General features: G+C 74.9%; 14 protein-coding genes. 6 read left to right on the forward strand and 8 right to left on the reverse strand.

Going from position 1 to position 17,861, the window contains the following annotated elements:
- Positions 1-291 precede the first annotated feature (291 nt).
- Complete coding sequence (gene glgX / locus AC0IVP_RS15660; RefSeq protein ID WP_056301010.1) at positions 292-2,403, forward strand: glycogen debranching protein GlgX; 2,112 nt, start codon at positions 292-294, stop codon at positions 2,401-2,403.
- Entirely contained in the window at positions 2,400-4,700 is a 2,301-nt protein-coding gene (treY, locus tag AC0IVP_RS15665; RefSeq protein WP_471757693.1) for a malto-oligosyltrehalose synthase, read from the forward strand. Before glgX ends, treY begins: the two co-directional genes overlap by 4 nt.
- 40 nt (positions 4,701-4,740) lie before the next feature.
- Here treY and AC0IVP_RS15670 read toward each other — a convergent pair whose 3' ends face one another.
- From AC0IVP_RS15670 to AC0IVP_RS15690, 5 genes are all read right to left on the reverse strand, one after another.
- Entirely contained in the window at positions 4,741-5,709 is a 969-nt protein-coding gene (locus AC0IVP_RS15670; protein ID WP_471757695.1) for an ABC transporter substrate-binding protein, read from the reverse strand.
- A 46-nt stretch (positions 5,710-5,755) separates the two neighbouring features.
- Positions 5,756-6,970 (reverse strand): ABC transporter permease, encoded by a 1,215-nt coding sequence (locus tag AC0IVP_RS15675; protein WP_471757697.1) that lies wholly within the window; start codon positions 6,968-6,970, stop codon positions 5,756-5,758.
- Positions 6,967-7,683 carry an ABC transporter ATP-binding protein gene (locus tag AC0IVP_RS15680; RefSeq protein ID WP_471757699.1) on the reverse strand — a complete coding sequence of 239 codons (717 nt, stop codon included), beginning with the start codon at positions 7,681-7,683 and terminating at the stop codon, positions 6,967-6,969. The genes AC0IVP_RS15675 and AC0IVP_RS15680 overlap by 4 nt, the downstream gene beginning before the upstream one ends.
- Positions 7,680-8,726, reverse strand: coding sequence for a hypothetical protein (locus tag AC0IVP_RS15685; RefSeq protein WP_471757701.1), 1,047 nt, complete (start codon positions 8,724-8,726; stop codon positions 7,680-7,682). Before AC0IVP_RS15685 ends, AC0IVP_RS15680 begins: the two co-directional genes overlap by 4 nt.
- A gap of 98 nt (positions 8,727-8,824) precedes the next feature.
- Entirely contained in the window at positions 8,825-10,969 is a 2,145-nt protein-coding gene (locus AC0IVP_RS15690; RefSeq protein ID WP_471757703.1) for a hypothetical protein, read from the reverse strand.
- Positions 10,970-11,076: 107 nt separating this feature from the next.
- On the opposite strand from AC0IVP_RS15690, the gene treZ reads away from it, so the two are divergent.
- Entirely contained in the window at positions 11,077-12,846 is a 1,770-nt protein-coding gene (gene treZ, locus AC0IVP_RS15695; protein WP_471757705.1) for a malto-oligosyltrehalose trehalohydrolase, read from the forward strand.
- Positions 12,846-13,577 (forward strand): dihydrofolate reductase family protein, encoded by a 732-nt coding sequence (locus AC0IVP_RS15700; protein ID WP_471757707.1) that lies wholly within the window; start codon positions 12,846-12,848, stop codon positions 13,575-13,577. Before treZ ends, AC0IVP_RS15700 begins: the two co-directional genes overlap by 1 nt.
- A 24-nt stretch (positions 13,578-13,601) precedes the next feature.
- Here the strand turns inward: AC0IVP_RS15700 and AC0IVP_RS15705 are convergent, their stop codons facing one another.
- Positions 13,602-14,234, reverse strand: coding sequence for a TasA family protein (locus AC0IVP_RS15705; RefSeq protein WP_471757709.1), 633 nt, complete (start codon positions 14,232-14,234; stop codon positions 13,602-13,604).
- Between the two features lie 342 nt (positions 14,235-14,576).
- Between AC0IVP_RS15705 and AC0IVP_RS15710 the strand changes: the two genes are divergently transcribed.
- Complete coding sequence (locus AC0IVP_RS15710) at positions 14,577-15,998, forward strand: sensor histidine kinase (protein ID WP_471757711.1); 1,422 nt, start codon at positions 14,577-14,579, stop codon at positions 15,996-15,998.
- Positions 15,995-16,666, forward strand: coding sequence for a LuxR C-terminal-related transcriptional regulator (locus AC0IVP_RS15715; protein ID WP_471757713.1), 672 nt, complete (start codon positions 15,995-15,997; stop codon positions 16,664-16,666). Before AC0IVP_RS15710 ends, AC0IVP_RS15715 begins: the two co-directional genes overlap by 4 nt.
- Before the next feature lie 17 nt (positions 16,667-16,683).
- Here AC0IVP_RS15715 and AC0IVP_RS15720 read toward each other — a convergent pair whose 3' ends face one another.
- The gene (locus AC0IVP_RS15720; RefSeq protein WP_471757715.1) at positions 16,684-17,574 is read right to left on the reverse strand and encodes a hypothetical protein; all 891 of its coding nucleotides are present in this window, start codon (positions 17,572-17,574) and stop codon (positions 16,684-16,686) included.
- A partial coding sequence (locus AC0IVP_RS15725; RefSeq protein ID WP_471757717.1) for a hypothetical protein occupies positions 17,571-17,861 on the reverse strand: 291 nt, incomplete at its 5' end. The genes AC0IVP_RS15720 and AC0IVP_RS15725, both read right to left, overlap by 4 nt.

Below are 17,861 nucleotides of genomic sequence, written 5' to 3' on the forward strand. Positions count from 1 at the left end.
CCGTGGGGAAGCGGCTGACGTCGTCACGAAGCCCCTCCCGGCCGCGCCGGGAGGGGCTTCGTCGTGTCCGCGGGTGGCCCACCCCACCGGGGTGACGGCGCGCGGAGCGGCCTGGGACCCGGCAGACTCAGCCGGGCCGTGACCCGAACGTCACCGCCGACGCGGTTGGTCGCCACGCGACCGGGGCAACGACGCCCCGACCCGGTCACGGCGGCTCCCCAGGAGCCCGCACGAGCACGACCCGCAGGTCCCGAGTCCCGGGACCGCCCAGCGCAGGAGGAACGCCACCACATGACCACCCAGGTCTGGCCCGGTACCGCCTACCCCCTCGGGGCGACGTACGACGGCACCGGCACGAACTTCGCGATCTTCAGCGAGGTGGCCGAGAAGGTCGAGCTGTGCCTGTTCGACGCCGACGGCACCGAGGAGCGCATCCGGCTGCCCGAGATGGACGCCTTCGTCTGGCACGCGTTCCTGCCCGGCGTCCAGCCCGGCCAGCGCTACGGCTTCCGCGTGCACGGCCCGTACGACCCCGAGCAGGGCCAGCGCTGCAACCCGAACAAGCTGCTGATGGACCCCTACGCGAAGGCCGTCGACGGCGGCATCGACTGGGACCCCTCGGTGTTCGGCTACGACTTCGAGACCAAGGAGCGCAACGACGACGACTCCGCACCGCACATGCCGAAGTCCGTGGTCATCAACCCCTACTTCGACTGGGGCAGCGACCGGCTCCCCCGCACGCCGTACCACAAGTCGGTCATCTACGAGGCCCACGTCAAGGGCCTGACGATGACCCACCCGCGGGTCCCCGAGGAGCTGCGCGGCACCTACGCCGGCATCGCGCACCCGGCGGTCATCGAGCACCTCACCGAGCTGGGCATCACCGCCATCGAGCTCATGCCGGTGCACGAGTTCGTGCAGGACGACACCCTGCAGCAGAAGGGCCTGCGCAACTACTGGGGCTACAACTCGATCGGCTTCTTCGCCCCGCACCACGAGTACGCCAGCAACCAGGACCCCGGCATGGCCGTGCAGGAGTTCAAGGGCATGGTCCGGGCCCTGCACGACGCAGGCATCGAGGTCATCCTCGACGTGGTCTACAACCACACCGCCGAGGGCAACCACAACGGCCCGACGCTGTCGTTCAAGGGCATCGACAACCAGGCCTACTACCGCCTGGTGGCCGACGACAAGCAGTTCTACATGGACACCACCGGCACCGGGAACTCGCTGAACGTCGCGAACCCGCAGTCGCTGCAGCTGATCATGGACTCGCTGCGCTACTGGGTCACCGAGATGCACGTCGACGGCTTCCGCTTCGACCTGGCCTCCACGCTGGCCCGCCAGTTCCACGAGGTCGACCGGCTGTCGGCGTTCTTCGACCTGGTGCACCAGGACCCGGTCGTCAGCCAGGTCAAGCTCATCGCCGAGCCGTGGGACATCGGCGACGGCGGCTACCAGGTCGGCAACTTCCCGTCGCTGTGGACCGAGTGGAACGGCAAGTACCGCGACACCGTCCGCGACTTCTGGCGGGGCGAGGACGCCACCGTCGGGGAGTTCGCCAGCCGGATCACCGGCTCGGCCGACCTCTACCAGCACTCGGGCCGACGCCCGGTCGCGAGCATCAACTTCGTCACCGCCCACGACGGCTTCACGATCAACGACCTCGTCTCCTACAACGACAAGCACAACGAGGCCAACGGCGAGGACAACAACGACGGCGAGAGCCACAACCGCAGCTGGAACTGCGGGGTCGAGGGCGAGACCGACGACGCCGAGATCCTGGCCCTGCGCGCCCAGCAGCGACGCAACTTCATCGCCACGCTGATGCTCTCCCAGGGCGTGCCGATGCTGCTGCACGGCGATGAGCTCGGCCGCACCCAGGGCGGCAACAACAACGGGTACTGCCAGGACTCCGAGATCACCTGGATCGACTGGTCCGACGTCGACGAGGGCCTGGTCGAGTTCACCAAGCTGGTCACCCACCTGCGCCACGACCACCCGACGTTCCGCCGTCGCCGGTTCTTCCACGGCCGCCCGGTCGGTCGCGGCGAGGGCGAGCCGGTCCCGGACATCGCCTGGCTGACCCCGGCCGGTGAGCTGATGAGCGAGGACGACTGGGACGCCCACTACGCCAAGAGCGTCGCGGTCTACCTCAACGGCAACGGCATCCGCTCGACCGACGAGCGCGGCGAGGCCGTCGTGGACGACTGCTTCATCCTGGCGTTCAACGCCTGGCACGAGGACATCGAGTTCACCCTGCCGAACTCGGAGTACGCCGAGACCTGGTCGGTCGTCGTCGACACCGCCGAGTTCGGGCCGGTCGACCCCAACGAGAGCAAGGCCGGGGACGTCGTCACCGTCAAGGGGCGCGCCATGGTCGTGCTGCGCAGCGTCTCGTGACCGGGGGCGTCCCCTCGGGCACGTACCGGCTGCAGTTCCACGCCGACTTCACCCTCGACGACGGCGTCGGGCTGGCCGGCTACCTGGCCGACCTGGGTGTGAGCCACGCCTACTCCTCGCCGCTGCTGCGCTCGGCCGAGGGCTCCAACCACGGCTACGACACCACCGACCACGCGCACGTCGACGAGGCGCGCGGTGGTCGGGAGGCCCTGGACCGGTTCGTGGCCGCGCTGCACGAGCACGGCCTGGGCCTGGTGCTGGACCTGGTGCCCAACCACATGGGCGTGGAGGACGCGCACGCCTCGCAGTGGTGGTGGTCGCTGCTGGAGCTCGGCCAGGGCAGCCCGCACGCGCACGCCTTCGACGTCGACTGGGCGGCCGGCGGCGGCCGGGTGCGGGTCCCGGTGCTGGGCAGCGCCGAGGACGTCGCCCAGCTCGAGGTCACCGACGGCGAGCTGCGCTACTACGAGCACCGCTTCCCGATCGCCCCCGGGACCGGTGACGGCACCCCGCAGCAGGTGCACGACCGACAGCACTACGAGCTGGTCGACTGGCGCCGGGCCGACGGCGACCTGAACTACCGTCGGTTCTTCGCCATCAACACCCTGGCCGGCCTGCGGGTCGAGGACGAGCGGGTCTTCGACGCCACCCACGCCCTGGTGCGCGAGCTGCTGGCCGCCGGGCACGTCGACGGCCTGCGGATCGACCACCCGGACGGGCTGGCGGACCCGAAGGGCTACCTGGACCGGCTCGCCGAGCTCAGCGACCACCGCTGGACCGTGGTGGAGAAGATCCTCGAGCCCGGGGAGGACCTCCCGGGTGACTGGGCCACCGCGGGGACGACGGGCTACGACGCGCTGGCCGAGGTCGACGGAGTGCTCGTCGACCCGGCCGGCGAGGCCGCCTTCACCGCGCTGGACACCGAGGTGGCCGGCCGCGAGGTGGACTACGCCGAGCTGGTGCACGACGCCAAGCGCGAGGTCACCGACGGCATCCTGGGCTCCGAGGTCACTCGGCTGGCCCGGCTCGTCGGGGACCTCCCCGGCGTGCCGGTCGAGCAGGTCACCGAGGCACTCGCCGAGCTGCTGGCCGGCTTCGACGTGTACCGGACGTACCTGCCCGAGGGCCGGGCGCACCTGGACGCGACGGTCGGCGCGGTGCGCGAGCGCCGTCCGGACCTGACGGCGGCGGTGGACGGCCTGCACCCGTTGCTGGCCACCCCGCACACGGAGCTGGCCACCCGGTTCGAGCAGACCTCGGGCCCGGTCATGGCCAAGGGCGTCGAGGACAGCGCCTACTACCGGTGGTCGCGCTTCGTGGCGCTCAACGAGGTCGGCGGTGACCCGACCCGGTTCGGGCTGTCGGTGGCCGACTTCCACGCCGCGCAGGAGCGCCGGGGCGCCACCCGGGCCGTCTCCATGACCACGCTGTCCACGCACGACACCAAGCGCAGCGAGGACGTGCGGGCCCGGCTGGCCGTGCTGGCCGAGATGCCCGAGGAGTGGGCGGGCCTGGTCCGCGGCTGGCTGGGCCGGCACCCGCTGGCCGACCGGCCGCTGGCCCACCAGGTCTGGCAGAACCTGGTCGGCGCGTGGCCGCTGACACCCGAGCGGGCGCACGCCTACGCGGAGAAGGCCGCCCGCGAAGCGGGCACGTCGACCACGTACACCGCGGTGGACGAGGAGTTCGAGGCCTCGCTGCACGCGATGGTCGACGCCGCCTTCGAGGACCCGGCCACGCGCGCCGAGATCGACGGCCTGGTGGCCCGGATCGCGCCGGCGGGCTGGTCCAACTCGCTGACGCAGAAGCTCCTGCAGCTCACCGTGGCCGGCGTCCCCGACGTCTACCAGGGCACCGAGCTGTGGGACTTCTCGCTGGTCGACCCGGACAACCGCCGTCCGGTCGACTACCCGCTGCGGCGGCGGCTGCTCGCCGACCTCGACGCGGGCACGGTGCCCGCGGTCGAGGAGACCGGTGCGGCCAAGCTGCTGGTGGTGTCCCGGGTGCTGCGGCACCGTCGCGACACCCCGGGGGCGTTCGTCGGCTACACCCCCGTCGAGGCCACCGGCCCGGCCGCGGACCACGTGGTGGCCTTCGACCGTGGCGGTGTGGTCGCCGTCGGGACCCGGCTCCCGGTGGGGCTGGCCGCGACCGGCTGGGCCGACACCGCACTGCAGCTGCCGCACGGCGGCTGGCGGGACCTGCTCACCGGCGCCCGCGTGGTGTCCGACCTGCACGGCGCCCCGCTCGCCGAGGTGCTGGCCGCCCTTCCGGTGGCCCTGCTGGTCCGCGACTGACGGCGCGCCCCCTCGTCCGCACCGGGCGAGGGGGCGCACCTCAGGCGGTGAGCGCCACTGTCATCCGCTCGGCGATCGCCGTGGCGGTGAGGGCCAGGCCGTTGTTCAGCACCGGGTCCAGCGTCGTGGCCCGGCCGGCGACGACGGCGGGCAGCGCGTCCCAGGTGGGGACGCCGACCACCGGCGCCGGCTCCGGCGTCTGGTGGAAGAGGAACTCCGCCTCCGACACCATCCCGATCTCCTCCAGGCTCAGCGTCCGGTCGCCCTGCGCATCGGCCGGGTCCAGGCCGAGCACGGCGAACCCCAGGTCGGCCGCGACCGTGGTGGCCAGCTTGTTCGTGTACCAGCGGACCGACCCGGTCTCGGCCATCTGGGAGGCCAGCACGGCGGCGGTCGGTGTGCGGCCCAGGGCTGCCAGGGCGGCCCGGCCCGCGAGCACCGCGGCGTCGTAGTCGGCCAGGGCGTCGTCGGCCCGGGCCGTGAGGTCGAACTGGGCGAGCTGAGCGGTCATGTCCTCCCGGAACCCGGGCCGGTTGACCTCCACGGGCAGCACCGGGGCGACCTGGGCCAGCACGTCGTTGCCGAAGGCGTCCATCCGCCAGTTGTTGGCCCGCACCAGGATGAGGTCCGGCGCCAGCGCGGCGATCTCCTCGACGTCGGGGGCGTCCTCGGCGCTGTCCAGCAGCGGGACGGCGTCGTCGACGAGCCCGGCGTACTGGCCCGAGGGCCGCTCCCCCGGTGCGCTGGTGTTCCGGACGCCGACCAGCGTCCAGCCGGCCAGCAGCGCGAACTCCAGGTCGCCCCGGCCCTCCATGACCACCACCCGCCGCGGCCGGGCCGGCACGGTGACCGCGACGTCCTCGTAGGCGAAGACCACGGTCCCCGGGGCGGTCGGCCCGGGCTCGGCGGTCGACCTCCCCGCGCCGGTCCCGCAGCCGGCCACCCCGAGCCCGAGGAGTCCCCCGCCCAGGAGCAGGGACCGGCGGCTTACCTGCAGGGACGGCAACATGAGGGCACCCTAAGTCGATCATGGTGCCGGTGGGGCGGGGGCGGCCTCAGAACCGGATGGCGTCGATCACCTTCACCCGGACGGCGAGGACCGCGGGCAGCAGCCCGGCCAGCGCCCCGACCCCGGCGGCTGCGACCAGGCCCTCGACCGCGGCCTGCACCGGGAAGCCGGGCTCGTCGGCGATCGGGACGCCGTTGTTGAACCACTCCTCGATGGGCAGGTTGGCCACCACGAGGACCGCGAGGGCCACGGCGGCGACCCCGGCGAGCAGGGTGGCCACGACGGACTCCAGCATGATCGCCGAGAACACCCGGCCCGACGTGGCACCGAAGCTGCGCCGGATGCCGATCTCCCGGACCCGCTGGCGGACGGCCATCATGCCGACGTTGAACACGCCCAGGCCACCCAGCAGCAGCACCACCCCGCCGGCGCCCCGCACGGCCAGCCGCAGGGTGTCCAGGCTGCCGGCCAGGCCCGGTGAGTCCATCCGGTAGGCCTGGACCTGGATGCCGCGGGGCAGCAGCAGCGGGAGGTCGCTGCTGACGGCCGCGACCACGTCGTCGGCCTGGGCGGCCGGCACCCAGAGCTCGAGCTGGTCGGGCCCGAACAGGTAGGGGTCCCGCGGGGCGGTCGCGGCCTCCAGCACGGAGCGGTCGATCCGGTAGACCTGCGGGTACTCGCCCCCGTCGTTCTCCAGCACCCCGACGACGGTCGCCGTCACCGGCCGGGGACCCCCCAGGACGATGCTGCGCGGGCCGGTGAAGGGACCGCCACCCATCTGGTCCAGCACGAACTCGTTGACGACCAACGCCGGAGACAGCGACTCGCGGTCGCGGTCGGTGAACCACCGGCCGGCGATGGGCTCGATCCGGTGCAGGTCCCCGTAGGAGGGGGACACGTCGGTGGTCTGCACCTCCTGGGTGCCCGCGGGGAGCCGGAGGAGTGCCGAGCCGTACCCCACGGTGGCGTACTCGGTGACGCCGTAGCGGTCGAGCAGCTCCTGGCTGGCGGCGTCCCAGGCGTCCGGGGACGGCGGCAGGCCGGTGGCCGGGTCGAACCCGGACACGCTGATCGTGGCCGCCCGCCCCTGGTAGCGCTCGGCCTGCTCCTGCTGCACCTGGGCGACGATCAGCCCGAGCCCGGTCACCGCGGTCATGGCGAAGACCGCCAAGAAGACCCCGACCAGGGACAGCACGACGCGCACCCGGTGCACCCGGACCTCACCCCAGGCCTCGGCGAGGACACCGAGCACGCCGGTCACGAGGTCGCCGCCACGGTCTCGGCGGGGGTCATCGGGGTGAGCCGTCCGGCGTCCAGGCGCAGCTGCCGGTCGGCGAGCGCGGCCACCGACAGGTCGTGGGTGATGGTGACCAGCGCGGCGCCCCGCTCGGCGGTGGCCTCGGCCAGCAGCGCCATCACGGCCCGGCCGGTGTCGACGTCCAGGGCGCCGGTCGGCTCGTCGGCCAGCACCACCCGGGGACGGCGGACCAGTGCCCGGGCGATCGCCACCCGCTGCTGCTCACCGCCCGACAGCCGCTCGGGCACCTGGTCGGCCCGGTCTCCCAGCCCGACCCGGTCGAGCACGTCGCGGGCGGTGCGGCCCCGGGTGAGGAACTCCCGTCCACGCGCGTAGAGCAGCGGTGCCGCGACGTTCTCGGCCGCGGTCCGCCGGGGCAGCAGGTTGAACTGCTGGAAGACGAAGCCGAAGCACTCCCCGCGCAGCCTGGCCCGGCGGCGGCCGCGCAACCGGCCGGTGTCCTGCCCGTCCAGCAGGTACTCCCCCGAGGTGGGGCTGTCCAGCAGGCCCAGCACGTTGAGCAGCGTCGACTTCCCCGACCCGGACCGCCCGACGATGGACACGTGCTCGCCGGCGGCGACGGTGAGGTCGACGTCGGTGAGGATCGGCAGCAGCCCGCCGTCGGGCAGCCGCACCTCGCGGCCGACCCCGGTGAGCCGGAGCTGGACGTCGCTCACCCGCCGAACCCGCCGCCCATGCCGCCGTCGACCGGGGTGTCGTCGGCGACCGGCACGAACTCGAGCACCTGCTGGCCCTCGGTGAGCCCGCCGGTGACCTCCACGAGCAGGCCGTCGGTCAGGCCCAGGGTCACCGGTGTCTGCACCGGCTCGGCGCCGTCGTCCCCGACGACCCAGACGTTGCCGGCCTGGACCGAGCCCTGGACGGCGGTGACGGGCAGGGTCAGCACGTCCGTGGCGGTGCCCGCCTGCACGGCGACGGAGGCGAGCATGCCCGGGAACACCGGGGTGCCCGCGGGAACCGCGCAGCGCGCCTCGGTGCCGATGGTGGCGGCACCACCGGGCTGCCCGCCCGCCGGGTCGGTGCCCGTGGAGCCGCTGCCGCTGCCCGCGGACGGCGGGGCACCCAGCGTGAGCCCGGAGCAGACGAACGGCGCCGGCCCGCCCTGGACGGTGACGTCGGCGCTGGCCGGCGCGGTGAGCAGCCGGAACTGGTCGTCCTGGGTCAGCGGGGCGGTCACCGACAGGGTGCCCGGGCTGATGGACCCGACGACGTCCCCGACGGCCACGAGCTGGTCGACGAGCACGTCCAGTGTGGTGACGGTGCCCGCGGCCGGGGCCGGCACCGTCGTGGTGGTGATGAGCGGCGGCCGCTCGGTGACCACCGGGTTGCCCTCGGCGTCGGTGGTCGTGACCGGGTCGCGCTCGGTGGTGACGGTGATCTGCAGCAGGCCGTCACCGGCGGCGACGACCGCCCCGGGGGCGACCAGCAGCTTCTTCACCGTGCCGACGGCGGTGGCCTTGACCGGCACGGCGGCGTCGGCGACGACCGTCCCGGTGACCGTGACGGTGTTCTGCACCGTGCCGAGCGCGGCCGGGACCACGGGGCTCTCCAGCTCCACCGGGGGTGGCGACCCGGCGGCGCTGGACGCGGTGTCGCCGCCGCCGGAGCCGCGGAACGCCAGCACGACCAGGGCCACGGCGATCACCACCCAGACCAGGAGACGGAGTCCGGGGAAGACCACGGAACGGAGGACCCTCATGGCAGCTCGTCTCGTCGGCGGGGGGTGCTGCGGAGCAAGCTAGCGCGCCCGACCCGGCATGTGGCCCTCCCGAGGGTCGATACGGAGCCGTGTCGACGTCATCCCCCGGATGGGCGCCCCCAGACGCTGACCAGGGCCGACGGGTACACCGGGTCCTCGGTGTGGTCGGTGTGACCGCGCCGGCCGGGCCAGGGTCGACGCTGCGGGTCCAACAGGGCGGGGTCGGGCAACCGCCACTCCGGGCCGCAGCGCCGCTCCCTTTGGGGTCCGACGACGTCCGGGCCGGTCTCCTCGCCCGTGGCGGTCAGCCGGGTGGACGTGAGCCGGGTCGAGGTGAGCGGGCCGTCGTCCGGGCTGCGGTCCCAGCTGAGCACTGCGCCGCCGAAGGGGTCGGTGTCCCGGAACAGGGACCGCCACCGGCCGGGCAGTTCCCGCAGCGCCCACCGCAGCAGCTCCACCGGAACGGCCCGGGGGAAGGTGCGGGCGTAGGCCAGCTGCAGCTGGGAGGCGTGCGTGAGCAGCGCGACCCGGGGGCGCAGCTCGGGCGGCAGGTGCAGGACGGCGGCCAGGCAGATCAGGCTGCCCTGGCTGTAGCCGACCAGCGTCACCCGCGCGGCCCCGCCGTGGGTCAGCAGCCAGACCACCCGGCCGGCGACGTCGGTGACGGCCCGCTGGGAGTACGGCGGGGGGACGACCGGGTGCACCTCACGGGGCCAGAAGGCGACGACGTCCCACAGCACGTTGACCCCGCGGCGCACGCCGGGGTGCAGCACCGCGCCCCGGCCGGCCAGCAGCAGGCCGACGGCGAAGCCGACCAGCGCCACGGTGCCGACGGCGACCAGCGCTGCGCCCGGAGCCTCGGGGACCGGGAGGCGCAGGCCGAGCGACCCGGCCAGCAGCACCAGCGCGGCCAGCTGGCCCAGGACGGCGGCCCCCACCAGCAGGCCCGGCACCCGCCGGCGCAGCCCGGCCGTCCAGAGCCCGGCGGCGGCCGAGCGCACCACCCCGGCGTCGGTGCCGGCGGGGTACCCGGCGGCCGCCCGGGCGCGCAGCCGCGGCAGGAGGCGCACCCGGCCCAGGAGCGCCACGACGACCGCGGCGGCGAGCAGCGCCGTGGCGACACCCCAGCCGGCCGCGACGGCGCGGTAGACCCCGGAGACGTCGCCGCCCAGCACCCGGCGGGTCGCCCAGACCAGCCCGGCGGTGAAGCCCAGCCCGAGCGCGGCGCCCACCGAGGCCACCACCCAGGCGACCAGCCCGCCGGCCAGCGGCCGGAAGGCCCGGGGGACGACGTCGGTGCCCGAGCGGCCCACCGCCACGGCGACCAGCAGCACGCCCAGCGTCGCGGTCCCCGTCCAGACCAGCAGCTCCAGGACCCCGGTCAGCGCGGGCAGCGCGCCCGGCACGCCACGCACCAGCAACGCCGTCCAGCTGCCGGCCAGCAGCGCCGACGCACCCCCGAGGACGACCCAGGCCAGGGCGCCCGCGGCCCGCCGGCCCTGCTCGGGTGCCCGACCGCGGCGCCACCAGCGGGCTGGCGCGCGGGGGTCCCCGAGGGCCAGCAGCAGGCCGGCCAGCGCTGCCGCACCGGCCAGCGGGACCCACCCCACCCCGATCGCGACCGCCGCCGGGGCAGCCGGGACCAGCAGCCCGGTGGCCACGTGCAGCCGGCGGAGGACGGGGACGTCCGGGTCACCGGTGTAGAACGCCGGGTCGGCCAGGACCGTCCGCGGTGGGTCCACCGGCGGGGGCGCGCGCTCACCCGGTGGGGCCGCCGGCACCCGGCCCCGGCCCAGCAGGGCCACGACCGTCAGACCGGTCAGCACCGCGACCAGCCCGGTCAGCACGGCCCAGGGCCCGCCCCCGCGCTGCACCGCGGCCAGGTCCACCAGCACGGTGGTGAGCCCGAGGGCGAAGGTGGCCGTCAGCACGGCGCCCAGCAGCCGCAGGGCGGCCAGCGCGAGCGTCCGGGCCGGCCCGGACCGGCCGGCGGGCAGCGCCTGGGCCGCCAGGTTGACCAGGCCGAAGGGCAGCAGCAGGAACCACAGGCCCTGCCGCCAGCTGCCGGAGGTGAACAGCCCCCAGTGGTAGCCCTCGAGCCCGCCGTCGACCGCGTCGGCGGGCCGGAAGAACCTGCCCAGGGAGTCCCCCGCGACCTGGACGACCGCCGGGACGCCGAGCACCGACTCCGGCGGGCTGCCGCTGACCCCGTGCACCCGCAGCTCGACGGTGCCTCCGGTCACCTCACCGTCGGAGGGGGGTTCAGCAGGGTGCACACGGGCATGATCGACCCGCCCACCGACAGAACCGTCGCCACCCGCTCGACACCCCGCCCCAGGAGGCACCCCGCATGTCGGACCAGCCCACCGAGTTCGCCGTCTGGGCGCCCGTCCCCGAGCGGGTGCGCCTCCAGCTGGGTGCCGGTGACGCCGCGCAGGTGCACGACATGACCCGCGACGACGAGGGCTGGTGGCGGGCCACCGTGCCCGCGCCGGCCGAGGCTGACTACGGCTTCCTGCTCGACGACACCACCCCGGCCCGCCCGGACCCCCGCGCCCGCCGCCAGCCCGACGGCGTGCACGGGCTGTCCCGCCGCTTCGACCCCACCGCGTACCGCTGGGTCGACCGGAACTGGACCGGGCGCCCCCTGGCCGGTGGCGTCGTCTACGAGCTGCACGTGGGCACCTTCACCGCGGAAGGCACCTTCGACGCGGCGATCACCCGGCTGGACCACCTCGTGGAGCTGGGCGTCAGCTTCGTCGAGCTGCTCCCGGTCAACGGCTTCAACGGCACGCACAACTGGGGTTACGACGGCGTCGCCTGGTACGCGGTCCAGGAGACCTACGGCGGCCCGGCCGGCTACCAGCGCTTCGTCGACGCCTGCCACCAGCGGGGCCTGGCCGTCATCCAGGACGTCGTCTACAACCACCTGGGGCCCTCGGGGAACTACCTGCCCGAGTTCTTCCCGGTCTTCATCGAGGGCGGGGCGAACACCTGGGGCGAGTCGGTCAACCTGTCCGGCCCGGACTCCGACGGCGTCCGCCGCTACGTCCTGGACAACGTGCTGATGTGGCTGCGCGACATGCACGTCGACGGGCTCCGCCTGGACGCCGTCCACGCGCTGGTCGACGAGCGGGCCACCCACCTGCTGGAGGAGATGGCCGCCGAGGTCGACGCGCTCAGCGTCGCCGAGGGCCGCCCGCTGACCCTCATCGCGGAGAGCGACCTCAACGACCCGCGGATGGTCACCCCCCGGGTCGCCGGCGGCACCGGGCTCACCGCCCAGTGGTCCGACGACTTCCACCACTCGCTGCACGCGGTGCTCACCGGTGAGGGCCAGGGCTACTACCGGGACTTCGCCGAGGGCGGCCTGTCCGGGCTGGCCAAGGTGCTCACCGGCGCGTTCTTCCACGACGGCACCTGGTCCTCCTTCCGCCGCCGGCACCACGGCCGCCCGGTCGACACCCAGGCGCTGCCGGGCTGGAAGTTCCTGGCCTACCTGCAGGACCACGACCAGATCGGCAACCGCGCCGTCGGTGACCGCATCTCGGCGTCGCTGTCCCCCGGCCTGCTCGCCGTGGGCGCCACCATCACGCTGACCAGCCCGTTCACCCCGATGCTCTTCATGGGCGAGGAGTGGGGTGCGACCACGCCGTGGCAGTTCTTCACCAGCCACCCCGAGCCCGAGCTGGGCAGGGCCACGGCCGAGGGCCGGATCGGGGAGTTCGCCGAGCACGGCTGGGACGCCGACGTCGTGCCCGACCCGCAGGAGCACGACACGTTCCTGCGCTCCAAGCTGGACTGGTCGCAGCTGGAGCAGGGTCCGCACGCCGACCTGCTGGCGGTGCACACCGCGCTGCTGGCGCTGCGCTCCGCGCACCCGGACCTGGTCGACCCCGACCTCACCCGGGTCGCGGTCAGCTGGGACGACGCCGACCGCTGGATGGTCGTGCACCGCGGCTCGCTGCGGGTCGTGGTGAACCTGGCCGACTCCCCGCGGGAGATCGACCTGGACGTCGAGGCCACCCAGGTGCTCTTCGCGACCGGCGAGCTGCCCACCCTGGACGGCGAGACCGTCACCCTGCCGCCGGAGTCCGCGGCCGTGCTGGCCACCCGCTGATGCGCGGGCTGCTGCCCCCGACGGAGTCCTGGCTGGACGACCAGGGCCTCGCCGAGGCCTACCGCCCCCCGGCCGGGCGGCACGTGCGGGCCAACTTCGTCGCGGCGCTGGACGGTGCCACCAGCGTCGACGGGAAGTCCGCGGGGCTGGGCTCGGACGGTGACAAGCAGGTGTTCCGGGTGCTGCGCGCCTGGGCCGACGCCGTGCTCGTCGGCCACGGGACGTCCTCGGCGGAGGGCTACAAGCCGCTGACCGCCGACTCCCCCGTCGGTCGCATCCGGGCCGAGCTGGACCGCCCGCCGACCGCACCGGTGGTCGTGGTCAGCAAGCGGGCCTCCCTCGCGCTGGACGACCCGCTGGTCACCGACCCCGTCTCCCCCACGTACCTGGTGACCTGCGGGTCAGCCGACGCCGGCCGCCGCGAGGAGCTCGCGGCGGCCGGGGTGCGGGTGCTGGTGTGCGGGGACGACGACGTCGACCTGCCGGCCGCCCTGGACCGGCTGGCCCAGGACGGCCTGGAGCACGTCCTCTGTGAGGGCGGGCCCTCGCTGTTCCGCGCCGCCGTCGCCGCCGGCGTGGTGGACGAGCTGTGCCTGACCATCGCCCCCGTGCTGGCCGGCGGCGCGCCGGGCGTGCTCGGGGACGCCGGGCTGGACGACCCCGCCTCCGCCCGGCTGGTGCAGCTGCTGGAGGAGGACGGGGTGCTGTTCAGCCGGTACGCGTTGAGCTGATCGCCATGGCCACGCGGTCTTCTGTCAGGCCGACTGCGTCACCGACGTCAAGGTCCACTCGAACTGGATCTTGACGGAGTCGCTCTGCACGATGTTGTTGTTCGGCAGGTCCTGGAGGGCCAATGTCAAGACCGAGCAAGCGGTCCTGCCAGCCTGCAGCGGGATCTTGCCGCCCGCGAGGTTCGGCTGCAGGACTTCGGAGAAGGGCCGGTCAGAGGCGTACGGAGCCGGGAGGTCGGCGTCTTCGTCGCACACATCCCCTTCCTCCAAGACCCCGTAGGACGAAGTGACCAGCAGCTGGGACACGAGCTCTCCCTGCCCCGGGCCGCAGGTCGTGTCCACGAGGGCTTCCGGGCCCATGCAGAGGTTGTCGTCCTGGCTCACGGCCGTCAGGTAGCCGTAGAGCGACCCGTCGACCGAGCCGCCGTTCGTGACGGGGGTTGCGAACGTGACGCTCTCCCCCGGGGCGAGCGCCATGACGTCCAGCGCCTCCGTCGTGGCAGCCGGCTCGTCCGCCACCAGGACGAGAGTGCCAGCCGATGCAGCGTCTGACGTGACGGTGTCACCGTCCGTGAACGCGGCGAACGTGCCACTGGCACCGAAGGCGAGCAGCGCGGCGCCACCCATGGCGGCCGAGGCGAGGACGATCTTCTTCACGGTGTGTCTCCTGACGTGTTCGTCGCTCCGCGACGCTCTCTCGCCGGGCCCCTGCTCGGCGAACGACACGAGGTTCGCCGTCCGCACAGGCACCGCACATCGTCAGTTCTGTTGAACGTCCGACCACCCCGTCGCAAGCCGTCACGGAACGGTCCGGTTCCGTGACTCTGGGGTCATGGACTGTCCCCCGATCGTGTGATGTCGTCGTCCTCGACCACGGGGGGTCGATCGATGCGGGGAAGTCGGGGGACGCGCACCGGAGCGGGTCCGGGACGGTCGTCAGCGCGGCGCAGGTGGCTGTCCGAGCACGGCGGGCGGCTGCTGTCCGGGCCGGGCGGCGCGTTGCTGGCACTCGCCGCGGTGGTCCTGGTGGTGGCCCCGCCGGGCGACCGGCACCAGCTGCTGGTGGTCGCCACCGCGATCGCCTTCCTGGCCGCCGGCGCGGCCCACCTGCTCCGCGGGCGGCTGACCGGCAGCTCCGGCAGCAGCCAGATCGGCCTGGCCCTGGCTGCCCTGGGGCTGCACCTACCGGCCGGGTTCGCCGTCCGGGTGCTGCTGGACGAGGACGGCGCGGTCCTGGCCCAGGCGGCGGAGACCGCCGTCATCGCCGCGGCCGCGGTCTGGGCGCTGCGGGCCCTGGTCCCCAGGGTCCCCCGCCCGGTCCGGCACGCCCTGGTCGGCGGTGTCACGGCCGTGGCCGTCGTGCTGACCGGGCTGCTCGCCTCGGCCGACCCCGCGACGGTCACCCGGTCGCTGGCCGCCGGCTCGCTCGGTGCGGCGCTGCTGTGGACCGCCGTCGCGGTCGCCGCCGGTCGGGTGGACCCCCTCGGCGACAGCGGCCGCGCCTACTCCCAGGCCATCGCCGTCGTGGCCGCCGCGGTGGCCGTGGGCACCGCCGGCACCGGGGTGTCGGCCCTGGTGGCCACCGGGCCCGTCGTCGCCGGGCTGGTGGACCTGCTCCTGCTGAGCGCCGCACTGGTGGCCGCGACCGGCGCGGTCCGCCGGATCACCGACTCCCTGGACGGCCAGGAGCGCTACGTGGCCGCGCTGATCGAGCAGCTGGCCCACCACGAGCTGCTGCTGCAGCAGACCCGCGGCTGCCTGCACGACGCCCGCGCGGCGCTCGCCGGCATCCAGGCCGGCACCTCCGCCTCGCACCACCCCGCGGTCCGCTCGGATCCCCGCCGTCGTCAGCAGCTGGAGCGGGCCACGGCCACCGAGATGAGCCGGCTGCAGCGCCTGCTGCGGATGCCCGAGCGCACCCCCACGGTCACCGAGGTCGACCTCGACGTCCTGCTGGACAGCCTGGTCGCCGTGCACCACGAGCGGGGCCTCCGCGTCCGCTGGGCCGGCACCGGCGGTCCGCCCGTCCGGGCCGACGGGGACGCCGTCGCGGTCATCGTGGGCAACCTGCTGGGCAACGCCCTCGTGCACGCGCCCGGGGCGCTCGTCGAGGTGCAGGCGGTGGTCGGGACGGACCTGGTGATCACCGTCCGCGACGACGGTCCCGGGCTCACCGACCTGCAGCGGCTGGGTGTCTTCGAGGCCGGCGCCCGCCGCGACGGCAGCCCCGGGGAGGGCATCGGGCTGGCCCTGTCCCGCGACCTGGCCCGCCGGCACGGCGGTGACCTGGTGGCCCGGCCGGCCACCACGGGTGCCGTCTTCCGGCTGACCCTCCCGCTGCACCCGACCGCCGCCCCCGTCGACCAGCTCCCGGGCACAGGCGTCCTCGACGGGCTGCCCGGACTGCGGCTCGCCGGGTGAGCCGGCCGGTCCTCGTGGTCGACGACCACGTGCTCTTCGCCCAGTCCATCGCCCTCGCGCTCGAGGCGCTCGGCTCCCGCGTCGTCCTGGTGGCCCCGGACTCGGCCGGTGCGGTCCTGGACGCCTGCCGGGACGCCGCGCCCGCCACCGTCCTGCTCGACCTGCGGCTGGGGCCGGCCGTCGACGGGACCGCCCTGCACGGGCTGGACCTCGTCGCCGACGTCGTGGCCACCGGGTGCCGCGTCGTCGTCCTCACCGGCGAGCAGGGGGACGACGTGTGGGGCACCGCGGTCGAACGCGGCGCCACCGCCGTCCTGCCCAAGGACGTCGACCTGACCGTGCTCGCCGAGACCGTCCGCCGGGTCCAGGCCGGCGAGGACGTCCTGGACGTCGGGCGCCGGCACGAGCTCCTGGCCGCAGCCCGGCGGGCCCGCGGGGAGCGGACGGCACGGCTGGCGGCCTTCGAGCAGCTCAGCCCGCGGGAGTCCCAGGTGCTGCGACTGCTCGCCTCGGGGCTGGCGGCCGCCGGGATCGCGACGGCGGCGCACGTCAGCGAGGCGACGGTGCGCACCCAGATCCGGGCCGTGCTGAGCAAGCTGGGGGTGCAGTCGCAGCTGCAGGCCGTGGCGCTGGCCCGCCGGGCCGGCTGGCTGGACCTGGTGGACTGACCGGCCCGTCGGGGGGTTCAGGCCCCGGCGTCGGGCTGGCTGGGCCCGGGCGCCGGGTCGGCGTCCGGCAGGGGCGCGGCGGGCTCGGGCGCAGCGGGCTCGGACTCCGCGGTCGGCGGCTCCAGCACGGGGGTGGGGACGCTCCCCGACCCGGGCGCCGGCGGTGCGGGCGTCACCGCCGGGGACGTCGTGCTGCCCGACGGCGTCGCGGCGGGCCCGCTGCCCGCCGACGTCGACGGAGCCGCCGCGGACGGGACTGTCGCTGCGACGCCCGGGGTCGCTCGCTCCGCCGCCGGCGCGCCCTCGGCGGGCGCCTCGGACACCGCCTCGACGGGGGCGGCGTCCGCCGCGGGGCCCTCCAGCCGCAGCGGGACGTCCACCTGGTCGCTGAAACCGCCGTCGACCTGCTGCAGCGTGAGGCGCAGCGTGCCCGCCCACGGTGTGGTCACCTCGCCGTGCCGCCAGCGGAGGTCGATCCCCAGGCCCGTCACCGGGGTGGTCCCGGTGGCGACCTCCTGGTCGCCGCCGCACACCTCGAGGAACTGCTGGCCGGTGGTGCCGGCCTCCAGCGAGAGCTCCTGGCCGTCCTCCCCGCACTCCACCTGCGCGCCGTCGGCGTCCAGCACCTCGGCGTCGAGCACCCACGGCAGCGCCCCGGCGGTGCTCACCGTGAGCAGCGCCGTCGACCGGCGGGTCAGCGTCACACCGTCCGGCGACGCCGGCGGGGTCACGGTCAGGGACAGCGAGCCGGCACCGGCCGTCGCGGTGACGCTCGTCCGGTCGCTGAGCAGAGCGAAGGTGGCGTCCGGCTGGTCGACCGGGGTGAGGAGCAGCCCGCCGACGAGCCCGGCGGCCACCAGCAGCCCCACCGTGACGCCGGTCCGGGTCCGGGTCCGGGTCCGGGTCATGCCGGCTCCTCCCGACGGCGACGGCGGAGCAGGACGAGGAGGACCCACAGGAGCAGGGTGAGTCCGAGCAGCAGCGCCCCCAGGGCGAAGGGGTCCTCCAGCAGGGTCTGGGCCGACTCGGCCTCGACCGACGCACCGTCGGCGCCGACCTCGACGTCCGCGGTCGCGGACCCGACCCCCACGCCGTCCGCGACCGCGGTGGCGACGCGCTCCCCCGCCCCGACCGGCCCGTCCACGGCACCGGCCGCGCCCCGACCCGACGTCGCCTGCCCCGTGGACCCCGGGCC

It is taken from the genome of Klenkia sp. AC732, from assembly GCF_979256525.1.

Bases quoted from the DNA above. Each gene is read 5' to 3' on its own strand.
- glgX (WP_056301010.1), top strand. From the start codon at position 292: ATGACCACCCAGGTCTGGCCCGGTACCGCCTACCCCCTCGGGGCGACG.
- AC0IVP_RS15670 (WP_471757695.1), bottom strand. From the start codon at position 5,709: ATGTTGCCGTCCCTGCAGGTAAGCCGCCGGTCCCTGCTCCTGGGCGGG.
- AC0IVP_RS15685 (WP_471757701.1), bottom strand. From the start codon at position 8,726: ATGAGGGTCCTCCGTTCCGTGGTCTTCCCCGGACTCCGTCTCCTGGTC.
- treZ (WP_471757705.1), top strand. From the start codon at position 11,077: ATGTCGGACCAGCCCACCGAGTTCGCCGTCTGGGCGCCCGTCCCCGAG.
- AC0IVP_RS15700 (WP_471757707.1), top strand. From the start codon at position 12,846: ATGCGCGGGCTGCTGCCCCCGACGGAGTCCTGGCTGGACGACCAGGGC.
- AC0IVP_RS15720 (WP_471757715.1), bottom strand. From the start codon at position 17,574: ATGACCCGGACCCGGACCCGGACCCGGACCGGCGTCACGGTGGGGCTG.